We start from the raw sequence: 14,176 nt of genomic DNA, 5'->3' as shown, positions 1-14,176 counted from the left end.
TTCTGCTGGTGACGGCGAGACTCCAGCGGATAGAATGTCGCGCGCTGCTCGCGATGGCGGTCGGCGAGGTCGGTGGCGGGGGGGGCCAGGACACCGTGATTGAGTTGCGGGAACACACAACTCAGGGCCGCCTCGCCCGAAACCCTGAACGCGCGTTCGCTTTTCCTGGCCTGCGACGCTTACAGCTCGCCCGTAATTACCTCAAGCGATCACCACAGAGCGGTCCATGCAATGGCGTGGACCCTCTTTCTTTTTGGTGGCAGTCGCGTCGGCATCCCCGTCCGGGGCCGTTGGTGGGCGTGCAGTGAGAAGCGGTGCTTCGTTTTCCTGACAAGAGAAGTGTGGAGTGTGATGCCATGAACCGAGTCGGCAGAGACTCGCGCCGGCCGGCCTGGAGGCTGGAGGCGCTGTCGCGCATGGGGTTATCCGTTCTTTTGCTGGCAGGCGGTGCCATCGGAGCAACGGTTGAACCGGCCGCCGCTTCAACCGCCGACGGCACACTGACGGTTCAGGTGCTGCGCGACTTCTTCGGCACCGGCGTGGTCAACGCGACGATGGACGTCCCACAGCGGGGCATGAAGGTGAAGATCTCCGACCCCGCCGGGCACGATGTCACCGGGGTCACGGATGCCACCGGAAAGGTCGTGGTGTCGCCGTCGGCCGCCCTCAGCGGCGGCCGGTACCGCGTCGACGTCAGCATCCCCGCTCCGTACAGCGACTACTTGCGGGCGGCGCCCGCGTCGACGGCGGAGAACCACTTCAACAGCTTCACGTCGTTCGTGGATGTGTCGGACGGAAAGAACGCCTCGGTGGTGACGGGCGTATGGGATCCGGCCGACTACGCGCTGCCGGACTCGCGGTATTTCGTGCCGGTCCACAACGGCGCCAACGGGACCGACAACCGGGCGTTGGTGGCGTTCGGGACCAAGACCAGGGGCACGTGTCCCACCGATGTGGCGTGCCCGGCCACGCTGGCCACGCAGGACCAGGTGGGCACGACCTTCGGGTTGACGTACGACAAGTACCGATCCCGGCTGTTCCAGAGCGCGTTCGCCCGCCGGTACACGCCGTACGGGCCGAAGGGCAGCGGCGCGATCTATACGGTGCCGACCGGCGGCTCGGGTGCGCCGGAGCTGTTCGCGCAGGTGCCGGGCGCCGCGGTGACGCAGCACGACACCGCCAACATGATCAAGGATGCCGGGTTCACCGACGCGCCGGGCAAGGAGAGCATCGGTGGCCTGACCCTGTCGGAGGACGGCTCCACGCTGTACGCGGTGAACCTGCTGACCCGCAGCCTGGTCAGCTTCGACGCGACAGGAGCCACCGCCTCGGCGCCCGAGGCGACGGTGCCGATCCCGGACCCGGGGTGTGCGAGCCCCGGCGACTGGCGGCCGTTCGGTCTCGCCGTCCACAACAACACGCTGCACGTCGGCGGCGTGTGCAACGCGGAGAGCACCCAGCAGCGCGCGGACCTGAAAGCCGTTGTCTACACCTACGACGGCAAGCGGTTCACCACGGTGCTGACCCACGCGCTCACGGACAAACGCGGCACCGTCTTCGGCGCCGGCGACAAGGCCACCCACTGGAACCCGTGGAACACCGGCCTGGACACGTGGGACGACCGGAAGGCGGGCGGCGTCTTCATCGACCCGCAGCCGGAGCTGGCCTCCCTCGCCTTCGCCCGCGACGGCTCGATGATCCTGGGCTTCCGCGACCGGTTCATGGACGTGCTCAGTTGGGGAGGGCTGGACCCCCGCCCGGGCAACGACACGGCGGAGAACGGCATGTCCGGTGGCGACATCACCATGGTCTGCGCCACTCCCACCGGTGAGTACCAGTGGGAAGGCACCGGGAGCTGTCCCAACCACGCCACCCCTGCCAACAGTGGCGGCCAGGCCGCCGATGTCGCCGAATACTTCCCGGGCGACTATTTCGCCAACGCGCACCAGGAGACCGCGCTGGGGTCGGTGGCCTATATCCCGCAGCAGCAGTGGGTCGTCAGCACGGAGTTCGACCCGGTCGTCGACGTCGCGACCTCAGGGACCGGGTACCACGACATCACGACCGGTCAGGGCCCGGGCAACAACCCGAAGGCCAACGGGTTCCAGTTCGTCAGCCGGGAACAAGGCGGGTTCGGCAAAGCCGGCGGGCTCGGTGACATCGCGTACGCGGCGGTGAACGCGCCGATCCAGATCGGCAACGTCGTGTGGTTCGACGGCGACCACAACGGGATTCAGGACCCGGGGCACGTGCTGCTGCCGGGGGCGACGATCAACCTGCTGGACGCGGACGGCAAACAGGTCGCCACGACCAGGACCGATGCCGCCGGCGAGTACTACTTCGGTGGTGTCGGCGCCGAGTACCAGCTCACACCGGGTGCGAAATACACGGTGCAGTTCGACGTGTGTACCGCGGACACCGGCAAGGTGCCCGGCCAGCCCCCGGCAAGCGACTTGCGGTTCACGCTCCCGCGAGCCGGTGGCAACCGTGCGCATGACTCCAATGTGACCCCGCCGACCACCGGGCAGTTGTGCAACGGCCATGCGCCGGTCACGGCGCCGGACAAGCCGGGCGGGGTCGATCACACGATCGACGCCGGGGTGTACATCCCGAAGGCAACACCGACCCCGACACCCAGCCCGACGCCGACCTCGACGCCGACCTCGACGCCGACACCGACTCCGACACCCACGCCAACCCCGACTTCTACCTCGACCTCGGCCTCGACCCCGACCACGCCTCCGAATCCGAGCTCGCCGCCGGACGCTACGCCGCCGGCACCCGCGCCACCTGCCAACAACCCGGCCCCGGCCGGTGGGAGCAAGGGTTCGCTGGCGCACACCGGTATGTCCGGCCTGCCGAAGATGATGGCCCTCGCCGGTCTGCTGGTGGGTGCGGGCCTGGTCATCGCGTTCATGGGCCGGAAGCGTCGCGCCCGGAAGCACTGAACGAACTGAACGAACTGAACGAACTGAACAACAGTGATCTGCCTGTCTGCGGTCCGGATGACGCGGGCGGGCGGATCACGTCTCGGGCCGGTCCACGAGGGCCGGCCTTGGCGTCGTCTGTCACCGGACTGCGAGTGCCGCCCGCGACCGCACGGCGGCCGGGCAGTGTGGTGATCGGGAGGGTGAATCAGAAGAGTGTCAGCGTCGAGCCGCGTGCGGAGCACAGGAGTTCAGCAAGCTCTACCGGGCCGTGCGACTGGCCGGCGCCGATGGCTGCGGCCCCGCTGGGCGGCAGCCGTCATCGGCGCAGCGGCCGTCGCGGTGGGTGCCGTGTTCCTCCTCGCGGGCGGCGGCTCCGGCCCCAGCGGTCCGCGCGCACTGACTTCGGATGAGGTGAACCGGCTGGCGATCACACGGTTCCGTAACTACCAGGCACACGGCCGAGCGGTGAGGATCACCGTGCCGGGCACCGCCGGCGGGCTGGTCGTCACCGGGTCCGTCGACTACCGGGGCAAACTCGGCTACGGCGTGGTGCACGGCACCGGGCGCGACACCTCCAGCGACGGGCTGATCGGGTGGACGGCCACCTCGGTGTCCGTACACCCGATGGCGAACGCCCCGGCGCACGCACCCGCGTCGCCGCCCCGCTCGGCCTGGTACAGCCGTCCGCTGCAGTCGTCCGGCAGCGCGCTGGACACTTCACTGACCATCGCGCTCGGTCTCGGCAGTGACCGGCCGGACAACGCCCAGCTGCTGCCGCAGAACGGCGCCACCTGGTGGGGACGGGACCGGGTGGACGGGCATCGGGTGGACGTCATGGCCGGGCCGTCCTCCGGTCACCGCTCCGGTACGGCGGGCAACGTCCGCTACTGGGTCGGCCCGGACGGCACCATGTACCGGGTCCGCGTCAGCGTGGGTTCCGAGTCGCAGCCGGTGCTCATCGATTTCGACACCCAGAAGTACGTTCCGGTCAAGCCGGTGCCCGGAGTCACGCCGACCCGGTAGCCGCTGTTCAGGACGTCCGCACCCGCGCGTTCGCGGCGAGCAGGGACGCCGGCGGCAGCGGGATGCCTGCCGTCTTCGGGAGGGCCGGAACCGCCGGGACAGCGGTGGCGCCCGCGGTGGTGGCGTGGGGGAACTGCGGCTGCGGACCCGGCGCCGCGACCTCGGTGAACGGGATGCCACCGGGCGCCTTCGGCCTCGCCCATCTGCCGGCCGGCGAGGACGACTTGGCCGCAAGCGGGCAGGACGCGGTTGTCGCGAGCCGGGCGGGCACGGTGGTGCGCAGACCGTTGCCACGCAGGCAGTTGCCCCGTCCCCGCGTAGCGGTGGGGAACGTCCAGCCGATATCGATGCCGTTGACGGTGAACGTGTTGTCCACGATCTGGTTGCCGACCGGAGGCACATCGGCGGTTGCGGTGATCACCAGCCCGGCGTTGCTGTTGTCGGCGATGCGGTTGCGGAGGAACTGGTTGTCGCTGCCGCCGTCGATGCCGATGCCGATGCCCCACCCGCCGTCGGCCTGCTCCGGGGTGGACCGCTGCTGGTTGGCAGCGATCAGATTGCCCGCGATGACGGCGCCCCGCTGCGGGAGCAGCTTCTCCTGGTGGTCGGAGTCGGTGGTCAGGCCCACCCGGTTGCCGACCAGGCGGTTGCCGACCACATACATGTCTCCGCCGGCGTTGGTGCCTTCGAAACCGATCGCGTTGAGTTCGGCGACGTTGTCCCGCACCACGATGCGACAGGGCTTGCACTGTCCGACGTAGATCCCCGAGTCGGCCCCGCCCGACGCGTAGGAGCGCTCGATGACACCGTTCTGCGCGGAGAACGCGTAGATGCCGTACAGACCGTTGCGGGTCGCGGTCACGTGGGAGACCAGGAACGACTTCAGGAAGGTGACAGGCTCATCGCCGGTGTCGTAGCCCCCGGAACGCCCCGGCAGCCCGGCGGCCGCCTTCGCCGAACCGGTGACCAGGACCCCGTTCTGCGTGTTGTTCTTTACGGTCAGGTTCTCCACGGCCACCCCGGGCGCGGTGACGACGATGCCGTTCGGTTGCCGCAACCGACCGTCGATGACGACCTCGTCCCGGGACTCACCACGAAGAGTGACACGGGGCGCGGAGACCTTCACCGACTCGTGGTACGTGCCCCGCGCCACCAGCACCAGGTCACCGGGGTGAGCGAGAGACACCGCATCCGAGATCGTCGGGGCGTCGGCCGGCACTCTGATCGTCACGTGCGCACCGGGTGGTCGCCGGCCGTGGCCCGACCCGTCATCGTCGGGCCCGCAGCCCGCCAGTACGCAGGTCAGTGTGCTCACAAACGCGACCATCACACGAAGACGGAGACGAGGCATGGCGTCATCCTGGCATGAAGTCAGCCTGCACGGGCGGCTGACCAACTCGCCCGTGCCAGAACAGATTTGGCATTCGCGGAACTCGCCCGCCGCCGGATTGGATATGGCATTCTCCACACCGTGAGCCGAGCCGACTCCCCTCCATCACGCCGCGCGTTCATCGGTGCCACCGGGGCCGTGGCGGCCACCGGGCTCACCGCCGGGTGCGAAGCGTCGGCACCTCAGCCAGGCCGGCCCCATTCCCCCGCGTCCACGCCACGGGTGCCGCCGACCGGCCGCCATCAGGCAGGCATCACGCTCCCGCAGCCGGCCCAGCCGAACCTCCTGGCGGTGGTGGCCGACCTCGACGACGGTGTGCCCGTCGGCCCGCTGCTGGCCGAACTCGGCCGGGCCGTTCGCACACTCACCGCGGGAACCGATCCACGGCTGCTGGGCCTGCCGCCGGGCGATCTCACCGTGACGATCGGGGTGGGCCCACGGCTGGTGCGCATGGCCGAGCCGTCCCTGCCCGGCGCGGCAGACCTCCCCCGGTTCTCCCGCGAGCAGATCGCCCCGCAGTCACGCGGCGGGGACCTGTTCATGCAGATCTGTGCCGGCGACCCCTTGCTGTTACCGGTCGTCGCCGCCGCGCTCCTGGAGCAGGCCGGTCGTCGGTTACGTGAACGCTGGCGGCAGTCCGGACGCCGCGGTCCGAACATCCCCGTGGGCAAGGGCATCTCCGCGCCGCGCAACCTGCTCGGTTTCATCGACGGCATCGTGGGCCCGCACACGACGGCCGAACACCGGCGCCATCTGTGGCTGTCCGGGCCGGCTCCCGTCGCCGGCGGCACGATCGCCGTGGTACGGCGCATGGAACTCGACCTGCCGCGGTTCACCGCCCTCTCCGTCGCCGACCAGGAGGCGGCCTTCGGCCGGCGCAGGGCCACCGGCGCGCCCCTCTCCGGCGGGACCGCGGCCTGGGACCCGGACCTCGGCGCCAAAACACCGGACGGGCGCTACCTCGTCCCGGCCGACGCCCACGTCCGCCGGGCCAACCCCACCGTGGTCGGCGTCGGTCTCATGCTCCGCCGCTCCTACAGCACCGACGCGCCCACGCCCGGCCTGCTCTTCATCAGCTTCCAGAACGACCTGCGCACGTTCACCAACACGCTTGCGCATATGGATGATTCCGACGCACTGCTGCGCTTCACCACCACCACCGCCAGCGCAACCTTCCTCATCCTCCCCGGCTTCGACCAGCAGCATCCGCTCGGCGCCAAGACGTTCCGCTGAACGCGCTTTGCTGTGGCGAGTTGAGCACGGGGGGAACGGAGTTCCTTGCAGGGGCACGCCCGCGGCCAGGCGTTGTGCGCCGCGGGGCTCGCGTCAGCGCGCTTCGATTCCCCAGGCGACGGCTCGGGCGGCGGCGGCCGCGCGGTTGGGGAGGTCCAGCTTGGCGAGGATGTGCTCGATATGGGTCCCTACGGTGCGCGGCGTGATGCGCAGCCGCTCGGCGATCTCTCTGTTGGTGCGGCCGGTGGTCAGTTCGGCGAGCACCTGGACCTCCCGTGGCGAGAGCCCGCCGGGCCGCCCCGCGTCCGCGGCGGGGCCGGCCGAGGTGCCCCCCTCGGGCGGCGGACCTCCTCGGGCGACGGCCGCGGCGAGCGCCTCGGTGAGCAGGGTGACCACGGCCCGTGCCGGGTCGGGCGTGCGCCGCGGCCGGCGGGTGCTGACGTTCAGCATGCCGACGTACCGGCCGTCGGCGGCGAACAGGCACTGGGCCACGCCGTCCTCGATGCCGAGGGGGGAGAGCACCTCCTGGAAGCCCGGCGATGCCGCCAGGAGGTGACAGGGGACGTCCCTGAGCCAGAGACCGCCCCGGGACGGGCTGTGGAGCACGGGGAACACCGGGTCGTGGTGGAGGCGGGTCTCGATGTAGACCGTGGCATCGTCCGGGTAGCTTCCGGCCAGGGTGGTGTGGCGCCGGCGCAGCGGGTCCCACCGGGCCAGGGAGGCGTGGTCGTACTCCATCACCTCCGACAGCGCCGCCAGGACCGTGGCGAGGCCGGTCGCACCGCTCGTGGCGCTCCTGGCGGCCTCACGGACGTGGACGGCCGCCTCCAGGATGTCCGTCGTGCTCCGGTGCGCTGCCATCATCCAAGGATGATCATGTGCCCGGAGTGCGTCAATCACGAAGGGTGTCGTGCACGACCTGTCCGTCCACGACGGTGAGGACGACGGGGATCTCCGGGATGCCGTGGGGGTCGGCGGTGAGCAGGTCCCCGTCGAGCACACAGAGGTCGGCGACCTTGCCCGGCTCCAGGGAGCCCTTCCAGTCGTCGGCGAAGTCCTGCCAGGCCGCGTCGATCGTGTACGTACGGATCGCCTCGGCCAGGCCGATGCGCTGCTCGGGGCCGCTGACCCGGCCGGCGGCCTTCGACTCGCGCAGCACCATGGTGGCGACGCCCTGGCGCCAGTCCGGGTACGTGACGGGGGCGTCGGACCCGCTCGCGACCCGCACGCCGGCGTCGATGGCATCGCGGTAGGGCCATGCGTACGCGGCCCGTTCGGCCCCGACGAACTCCTCCTCCATGTCGGCGACGGTCCACTTGATGGTGGGGTTCATGTTGGCGCCGAAGCCGTGGGCGGCCAGCACCTTCATGCTGTGCGCGGTGAGGAAGTCGCCGTGGATGACGTAGTGGCGGGCGTCGGGCCGCGGGTGCTCGGCCACGGCCGCGGCGAAGGCGTCCGCGACGGAGTCGCAGGCCCGGTCGCCGGTGACGTGGACGCCCAACTGGTGCCCGGCGGCGTGGGCATGCCGGATCATGGCGGCGATCTCGGCGGTCCGCTCGGCATCCGTCTCGCCGCCGACGCACAGGGAGCCGCAGCCGCCGCCGGTGTACGGCTCGTGCATCCAGGCCGTCTTGTTGGGGACGATGCCGTCGGCGAAGATCTTCACCCCGTGGATCGCCAGGCGGCGCGGATCGGCGTCGCCGGACTCACCGGAGTCGTCGAGGGCGGTGAGGGTGCGGGCGAACTCCTCGGCGGTGCTCGCCATCCCGGTGGGGAGGACCAAGACGCCGACGCGGGCGGTCAGTTCGCCGTCGGCCAGGAGTTGGCGGTAGACGTCGAGGGTCTGTGCGCCAAGCGCGCCCCGCATGATGCCGTCGCCGCCGGGGCCGAGTCCGGGCTCGGTGAAGCTGGTCACGCCGAGCCGGGCGAGTGCGGCGAGGGTCGACCGGATCGCGTCGGCCCGTTCCCGCCGGCTGAGCGGCGGCAGCGCGTTCTGGACGAGGGCCTGGGCCCCCTCGTGGAGCAGCCCGGTCGGCTCCCCGGCGTCGTCCAGGACGATGGCCCCGCCGGGCGGCGCGTCGGTGTGCCGGTCGATCCCGATGAGTTCAAGTGCCTTGGAATTGACCCAGGTGGCGTGCCCGGAGAAGGAGTACAGGACGACGGGGTGGTCCGGGCTCACGGCGTCGAGGTCACGCCGGGAGGGCTGCCGCGACGGATCGGCGACGCACTCGTCGAGGAATCCGGGGTCCCAGCCGTGCCCCGTTATCCACTGCCCGCCCGGTACCCGACCGACGGTTTCCCGGACCGCTTCGGCCACGTCCGCGAGGGAGGACACGGCGGGATGGCCGAGGTCGAGGGAGAGCGGCGGCGTCGCCATACCGAAGGCGCATCCGTGCAGGTGCGAGTCGTTGATGCCGGGAAGCAGGGTCGCGCCCCGCAGGTCGATGACGCGGGTGCCGGGTCCGACGAGCGGTGCGACGTCGTCCCGCCCGCCGACGGCGCTGATGACCCCGCCGGTCACCGCCAGGGCCGAGGCGACGGAGAACTCCGCATCGACGGTGACCACCTGCCCGCCGAGAAACACCAGGTCCGCATACGTGTCCACAGAAGGGTCCTTTCCAAAACCGGGCACACCTCGGCCGCCCGCAAACGATCTCCCGAGGACTATGAACCACCCTCCTGTCCCCGCACATCGGTCATTCCACCGATACGCGCTCTCGTGGTGGCAGGGGCGGGGCTGACGGCTCGTGCCCGGGTTCGTCGTCGGGCTCGGGAAGGCATGGAATGCATCGCGTCCCTTGCTCGGGGCAGTCGGCAGGGCGGGTCCCACAGCGGACGGCTGGGGGGAATCGGCGGCGCAACCGGCCGCGGGCCCGACGGTCTTGACGGCGTTGCGTGCGCCGTCGGGTGGGGGCTACGCCCCCGGTGTCCTCGGCCGATGCGCCGGTTGAGCACGGCCTCCGACCGCCCGCAGCGTCAGGGCAGCCGCGGCCCCCGCCACCAGGCCGCAGGTCAGGGCGGCCGGAACGCCCTCACCGAGGCCTGCGGACAGGTGCAGCAGGCCCCAGCGCAGGCCCGAGCCCGCCCCGTCCACGGCCACCCTCAGCAGCTGGCTCGCCAGCAGCCCGAGGACCGTCGCGCAGACCGCGCCCACCGCCATCGCGGGGACCGTGGCCCGGGTGAGCAGTCCGGGCAGCCGCCGCAGTGCCCACCACACCACGGCGAGCAGCAGCACGTCGCCGGCGCGGTACAGGAGCCAGCCGCCGAGCGGCGCGCCCCCCGGGGGCGTCCAAGCGCCGAGCAGCAACCACTGGCGCAGGAGGTCGCCCGGTTCGGTGAACAGCCCGATGGCCGGGGAGACTCGCTGGAGGGCGGCGGCGACCGGCTGGTACGAGAGGACCACCAGGGACAGTGCGATCACGGCGGTTCCGATGGTGGCGGCCAGGCGGGCGGCCCGCGCGGGGACGGCCTCGTGCGACTCCGGGCCGTCCTCCCTGGCAGTGCCTCGCGCCAGGAGCACTGTCACCGCCGCCGCGACCAGCGCGGTCACCACCAAGACCTGCCGCCCGGAGGAGATGACACCCGCCAGCCGGGGCAGGAAGCGGAAACTGCCATGCCCTCCCGAAGCGATCAGCCACGGTGCGGAGACGGCTACCGCAAGGGTCCCGGCCACCAGGCCCCAGGCCCATATTGCGAGCAGCGTGGCCGGCATCCGGCCGTGCACCGGCGGCAGCCGGCGGACCAGGAGCAGTGCCCCAGCTACGAAGAAGGCGAAGACCGCGCCGAACCGGATCTGCAGCGCGGCGGTGTACAACGCCAGGTAGCTGGTGCCGGCGGTCCCGGCTGCGTCCCGGACGCCGCCGGGCACCTCGGTGCCGAACTGGACCGAGGCCGGAGGGTCGTACGACCAGGGGGTGAGCCAGTGCTCCAGCTCGACGGCCGTCTGACCGTCGAGCGGGCCGGGGGCGCCCGGCAGATGCAGTGCGTGCGCGCTTTCCCCCGCCCACCACAGAAGGGCTGTGAGCAGCAGCCCTCCAGCCAATGCCGGTAACACCGCACGTCTGTATGCCATGACTTCCCCCGCTTTGGTCGAGCATCTCCGGAATCCCAACTCAGGGGAGATTACGGGGTGTTCATCACATACGGATCACGGCGGAGCAGAGAACGCGCAATCGGCCATGCGTCGTCGGCAAGGCGGCAGTTCTGAGCCCTCGCGGGGTTTCTGACCGCCTCGGCCGACAGGACTTCCTTGCGTGTGCCGCAGCCGTCGTGGTCTGCATCGGTCCACAGGCGGGGACGTGTCCCGTCATACTCGGTGCGGGACTCTTCAGCGATCTTCAGACGCTCCACAGGAAGGATTCGCCGTTCCACCGGTTCGGCTGCTTAGAGCGGCTTCGAGGATCTAGCATCCGCTGAAGAACACGGGCCTGAGGCATCTGGGGGCATCATGGTGAACGACGCCGATCTGCGGCATCTGCGCCGCTGCGTGGAACTTGCGGCCGAGGCCGTGAACGTGGGCGACGAGCCGTTCGGCTCCGTACTCGTCGCCGCGGACGGGACCGTCCTCGCCGAGGACCACAACCGTGTGGCCTCGGGCGACCGGACCCGGCATCCGGAGTTCGAGCTGGCGCGCTGGTCCGCGGCGAACATGTCCCCCGGGGAAAGAGCGGCCGCGACCGTCTACACCTCCGGTGAGCACTGCCCGATGTGCGCCGCCGCGCACGGCTGGGTCGGGCTGGGGCGCATCGTGTACGTGAGCTCTTCCGAACAACTGGCGTCCTGGCTCGCCGACTTGGATGTTCCCCCGCCTCCGGTGCGGACCCTGCCGATCCGGGACATCGTCCCCGGCCTCGTGGTGGAGGGCCCGATTCCCGGCCTCGCGGAGCAGGTCCGCGACCTGCACCGCCGCTTTCACCGCTCCCCCTGAGCTTGTTCGGTTCAATACAGCCCGGGAGAGACACAACACAGCGGCGCCGCAGGAGGGGGTGGATGGGGGTTCGCCTGCGAACTACCTACTCCACCGCATACAGCAGCTTGTACTCAGCACCGTCCGCCTTGAAGTGCAGACTGCGTTCACCAGGCGTATCCGTGATCCACTGCTTCCCGAGCCGGTCACCCTCACCCGAGTCGCCGCCCTCCCCGAGGGAGACGGCGATCGTTCCCGTGAAGTCGCAGTCGTACTTGACGGTGTACATCCGGTCTCGCAGCACCCTTCCATTCCACACGGTGCCGCGGTTCTGGACGACCAGCCTCGGCTCGTCGAAGCCGCTCCAGGCCTCAGTCGTGACGCACTTGAGCTTCTCCAGATAGAGCTTGGCCATACCGTCCCCCGTGCAGGATCCTTCTCGACACCTCACATTCTGCTGAGCCGCAATAAACGATCACTAAACGAAGGGGCGCGGCAGTCGCCGCAGAAGCGATGCGCCCACCCGGGGCCGGCATCTCGCGCTGCCCGTCACCTGCTTCGGTATGCCCGAAGGAAGGTCCGCACCCCCTCGACGACGAGTGGCCGGACGCGGGGGTCCTCCGCGGCGTTCGCGGAACCGAGTCTGTCCAGCGCGACGCCGAAGGTCAGCGCGATGAACTGGTCGGCCGCGAGTCGGGGGTCGGGGACATCGAGCAGTCCGGCCGCGGCGAAGGCGGCGAACCGCTCGGCGATTGCCTCGTCGGGGGTGTCGGCCATGGAGTTGTAGCCCCGGTGCGGCAAATGGCCCGATTCCGCCTGGAGGAGTCGCAGCAGTGTTGCGTACTGGAGTCACCGAATGACCCGCTCCGAGCTGTCGAGGGACGTCCGTAGTACCCCGGGGCGCACGGCCCTGATATCCGGGGGCGGCATCGCGGGGCCCGCCCTCGCGTTCTGGCTGCACCGCTACGGATTCGCGGTCACGATGGTCGAGAAGGCGGGCGCGTTTCGTGGCGGTGGCTACCCCATCGACATACGCGGCACCGCACTCGACGTCGTACGGAGGATGGGAATCCTGCCGCGACTGCACGAGGCGCACATCGGCCTGCGCCGGCTGACCTTCCTCAACGGGGACGGCAGCGAGGTGGCCTCGGTCACCCCGCACACCGTCACCGGCGGTGTCGCGGGACGGGACCTGGAGGTGCGGCGCGGGGATCTGACCGACGTGCTCCACGCGGCGGTCCGTGATGACGTGGAGTTCTTGTTCGACGACTCCATCGACACCCTCGCCCAGTCCGGCCACGGGGTCGATGTCACCTTCCGCGGGGGCGGCAGGCGTACGTTCGACATGGTGTTCGGTGCGGACGGTCTGCACTCGCCCGCCCGGAACCGCCGTTCGACGCGTTCCGGAACCCGCAGGCCCAACGGGACCTGGTCGCCGCGGTCTTCGCCGACGCGGGCTGGGAGGTCCCCGGCATGCTTACCGCCCTGCGCGAGGCGGACGACCTGTTCTTCGACGTGATCAGCCAGATCCGGATGCCCCGCTGGTCCAGCGGCAGGGTCGCGCTGGTGGGCGACGCCGCGTACGCACCCTCGTTCCTCACCGGACAGGGCTCCAGCCTCGCGCTCGTCGGTGCGTACATGCTCGCCGGTTCCCTGGCCGACCGGGACCACGCCGCGGGCTTCGCGGCCTACGAACACCACACCCGTGCGTTCGTGACCCTGAACCAGGATCAGGTCGGCAAGGGCGACGCCGCGCTTTTCCCGGGCACCGCTCAGGCCCTGGAGCAGCGCAATGACACGCTGCGCAAACTCATCACCACGCCCCCTTCCACGGAGGGTCGACCGGCCCACTCGGCGCTCACCCTGCCCGCGTTCATGCCCATGACGTAGCCCCAGGCACGCGCACCGATGACGGCTGCGCCCGGCGGCCGGCGGGCCTGGACCGGGACCTGGACCTGGACCGGGACCGGGACCGGGTGACGGTGGGTGTGCTGATCGCGACGCGCCACTAGGATCGGACGGTGATGCAGAGCACAACTCTGGCCGGGGCCTTCGACGATCTGGCCGACAGCTACGATCACCGGCACCACGAGGAGATTGCGCGGGCCCTGATCGCGTGGGTGGCCCCCGGTCCGGCCGACGCGGTCGCCGACGTGGCGTGCGGAGCGGGAGCCGTAGCCCGGCAACTCGCGCAGAGCCGGCCCGACACCGCCCGGCCCGTCCTGGCCGTCGACCTGTCTCCGGGGATGATCGCAGTGGGCAGGGCCCGCGCCGCGGACGTGGAGCGTGCGACGGCGATCGACTGGCGGGTCGCCGATGCGGTGCCGCTGCCGGTTGCCGATCGCTCTCTCGACGTCGTGCTCTGCGCGTCCTCGCTGCACTTCCTGGGACGCCGGGCGCCGGCCGACTGGCGGCGTGCCCTGCGTCCGGGTGGCCGGGTGGGTTTCACGCTGCCCCTGGCCACGCACTTCCGGCCGTCGGAACGCTTCTCGGGTCACCTCGCCCGTGATGTACCGCTCCCCCACACCGCGCAGGAGGCGAGTGTCTGGGCGGCGGAGTGCGGCTTCGCCGAGGCCGCATCCCGCGTGCTCGTCCTCGGTACGCGTCGTGTGGTGGTGACTTCGGCGAGGGAACCCGGCGGCCGGTGAGCAACCCGGTGGGTAAGCCGGTGAGCCATGACGTCCGCCAGGACCG

11 protein-coding genes and 1 pseudogene are annotated in these 14,176 nt (G+C 70.7%); 6 read left to right on the top strand and 6 right to left on the bottom strand.

Annotated features, from left to right (window positions below):
• Positions 1 to 416: 416 nt before the first annotated feature.
• Together ACFW5B_RS15805 and ACFW5B_RS15800 are read left to right on the top strand one after the other, a co-directional pair.
• Complete coding sequence (locus ACFW5B_RS15805) at positions 417 to 2,948, top strand: SdrD B-like domain-containing protein (protein ID WP_386439185.1); 2,532 nt, start codon at positions 417 to 419, stop codon at positions 2,946 to 2,948.
• A gap of 300 nt (positions 2,949 to 3,248) precedes the next feature.
• Positions 3,249 to 3,953, top strand: coding sequence for a hypothetical protein (locus ACFW5B_RS15800; protein WP_386439406.1), 705 nt, complete (start codon positions 3,249 to 3,251; stop codon positions 3,951 to 3,953).
• Positions 3,954 to 3,960: 7 nt separating this feature from the next.
• Here the strand turns inward: ACFW5B_RS15800 and ACFW5B_RS15795 are convergent, their stop codons facing one another.
• Complete coding sequence (locus ACFW5B_RS15795) at positions 3,961 to 5,172, bottom strand: right-handed parallel beta-helix repeat-containing protein (protein WP_386439405.1); 1,212 nt, start codon at positions 5,170 to 5,172, stop codon at positions 3,961 to 3,963.
• Positions 5,173 to 5,424: 252 nt separating this feature from the next.
• Here ACFW5B_RS15795 and ACFW5B_RS15790 point away from each other — a divergent pair, with 252 nt between their 5' ends.
• Entirely contained in the window at positions 5,425 to 6,576 is a 1,152-nt protein-coding gene (locus ACFW5B_RS15790) for a Dyp-type peroxidase (protein WP_386439183.1), read from the top strand.
• Between the two features lie 93 nt (positions 6,577 to 6,669).
• Here ACFW5B_RS15790 and ACFW5B_RS15785 read toward each other — a convergent pair whose 3' ends face one another.
• The 3 genes from ACFW5B_RS15785 to ACFW5B_RS15775 form a co-directional block, all read right to left on the bottom strand.
• The gene (locus tag ACFW5B_RS15785; RefSeq protein WP_386439181.1) at positions 6,670 to 7,440 is read right to left on the bottom strand and encodes a LuxR C-terminal-related transcriptional regulator; all 771 of its coding nucleotides are present in this window, start codon (positions 7,438 to 7,440) and stop codon (positions 6,670 to 6,672) included.
• 28 nt (positions 7,441 to 7,468) lie between these two features.
• Positions 7,469 to 9,181: an amidohydrolase gene (locus ACFW5B_RS15780; RefSeq protein ID WP_386439179.1), complete on the bottom strand. Its 1,713-nt coding sequence runs from the start codon at positions 9,179 to 9,181 to the stop codon at positions 7,469 to 7,471.
• A 309-nt stretch (positions 9,182 to 9,490) separates the two neighbouring features.
• Positions 9,491 to 10,648: a hypothetical protein gene (locus ACFW5B_RS15775; RefSeq protein WP_386439177.1), complete on the bottom strand. Its 1,158-nt coding sequence runs from the start codon at positions 10,646 to 10,648 to the stop codon at positions 9,491 to 9,493.
• Between the two features lie 375 nt (positions 10,649 to 11,023).
• On the opposite strand from ACFW5B_RS15775, the gene ACFW5B_RS15770 reads away from it, so the two are divergent.
• Complete coding sequence (locus ACFW5B_RS15770) at positions 11,024 to 11,503, top strand: nucleoside deaminase (RefSeq protein WP_386439175.1); 480 nt, start codon at positions 11,024 to 11,026, stop codon at positions 11,501 to 11,503.
• Positions 11,504 to 11,588: 85 nt separating this feature from the next.
• Here ACFW5B_RS15770 and ACFW5B_RS15765 read toward each other — a convergent pair whose 3' ends face one another.
• Together ACFW5B_RS15765 and ACFW5B_RS15760 are read right to left on the bottom strand one after the other, a co-directional pair.
• A complete protein-coding gene (locus ACFW5B_RS15765) occupies positions 11,589 to 11,897 on the bottom strand; it encodes a hypothetical protein (RefSeq protein ID WP_386439173.1) in 309 nt (102 codons plus the stop codon).
• A 134-nt stretch (positions 11,898 to 12,031) separates the two neighbouring features.
• Positions 12,032 to 12,313, bottom strand: a complete 282-nt coding sequence (locus ACFW5B_RS15760) for a TetR/AcrR family transcriptional regulator C-terminal domain-containing protein (protein ID WP_386439403.1) — start codon at positions 12,311 to 12,313, stop codon at positions 12,032 to 12,034.
• A gap of 25 nt (positions 12,314 to 12,338) precedes the next feature.
• Between ACFW5B_RS15760 and ACFW5B_RS15755 the strand changes: the two are divergent.
• A pseudogene (locus tag ACFW5B_RS15755) lies at positions 12,339 to 13,372 on the top strand (FAD-dependent monooxygenase).
• Positions 13,373 to 13,506: 134 nt separating this feature from the next.
• The gene (locus tag ACFW5B_RS15750; protein WP_386439171.1) at positions 13,507 to 14,130 is read left to right on the top strand and encodes a class I SAM-dependent methyltransferase; all 624 of its coding nucleotides are present in this window, start codon (positions 13,507 to 13,509) and stop codon (positions 14,128 to 14,130) included.
• Positions 14,131 to 14,176 lie beyond the last annotated feature (46 nt).

It is taken from the genome of Streptomyces sp. NPDC058773 (assembly GCF_042746015.1).
GTDB lineage: Bacteria > Actinomycetota > Actinomycetes > Streptomycetales > Streptomycetaceae > Streptomyces.
Note: the sequence above shows the minus strand (reverse complement) of the source record. Positions and strands in the feature narration are given on the sequence as shown.

Bases quoted from the DNA above. Each gene is read 5' to 3' on its own strand.
- ACFW5B_RS15805 (WP_386439185.1), top strand. From the start codon at position 417: ATGGGGTTATCCGTTCTTTTGCTGGCAGGCGGTGCCATCGGAGCAACG.
- ACFW5B_RS15785 (WP_386439181.1), bottom strand. From the start codon at position 7,440: ATGATGGCAGCGCACCGGAGCACGACGGACATCCTGGAGGCGGCCGTC.
- ACFW5B_RS15775 (WP_386439177.1), bottom strand. From the start codon at position 10,648: ATGGCATACAGACGTGCGGTGTTACCGGCATTGGCTGGAGGGCTGCTG.
- ACFW5B_RS15770 (WP_386439175.1), top strand. From the start codon at position 11,024: ATGGTGAACGACGCCGATCTGCGGCATCTGCGCCGCTGCGTGGAACTT.
- ACFW5B_RS15765 (WP_386439173.1), bottom strand. From the start codon at position 11,897: ATGGCCAAGCTCTATCTGGAGAAGCTCAAGTGCGTCACGACTGAGGCC.
- ACFW5B_RS15750 (WP_386439171.1), top strand. From the start codon at position 13,507: ATGCAGAGCACAACTCTGGCCGGGGCCTTCGACGATCTGGCCGACAGC.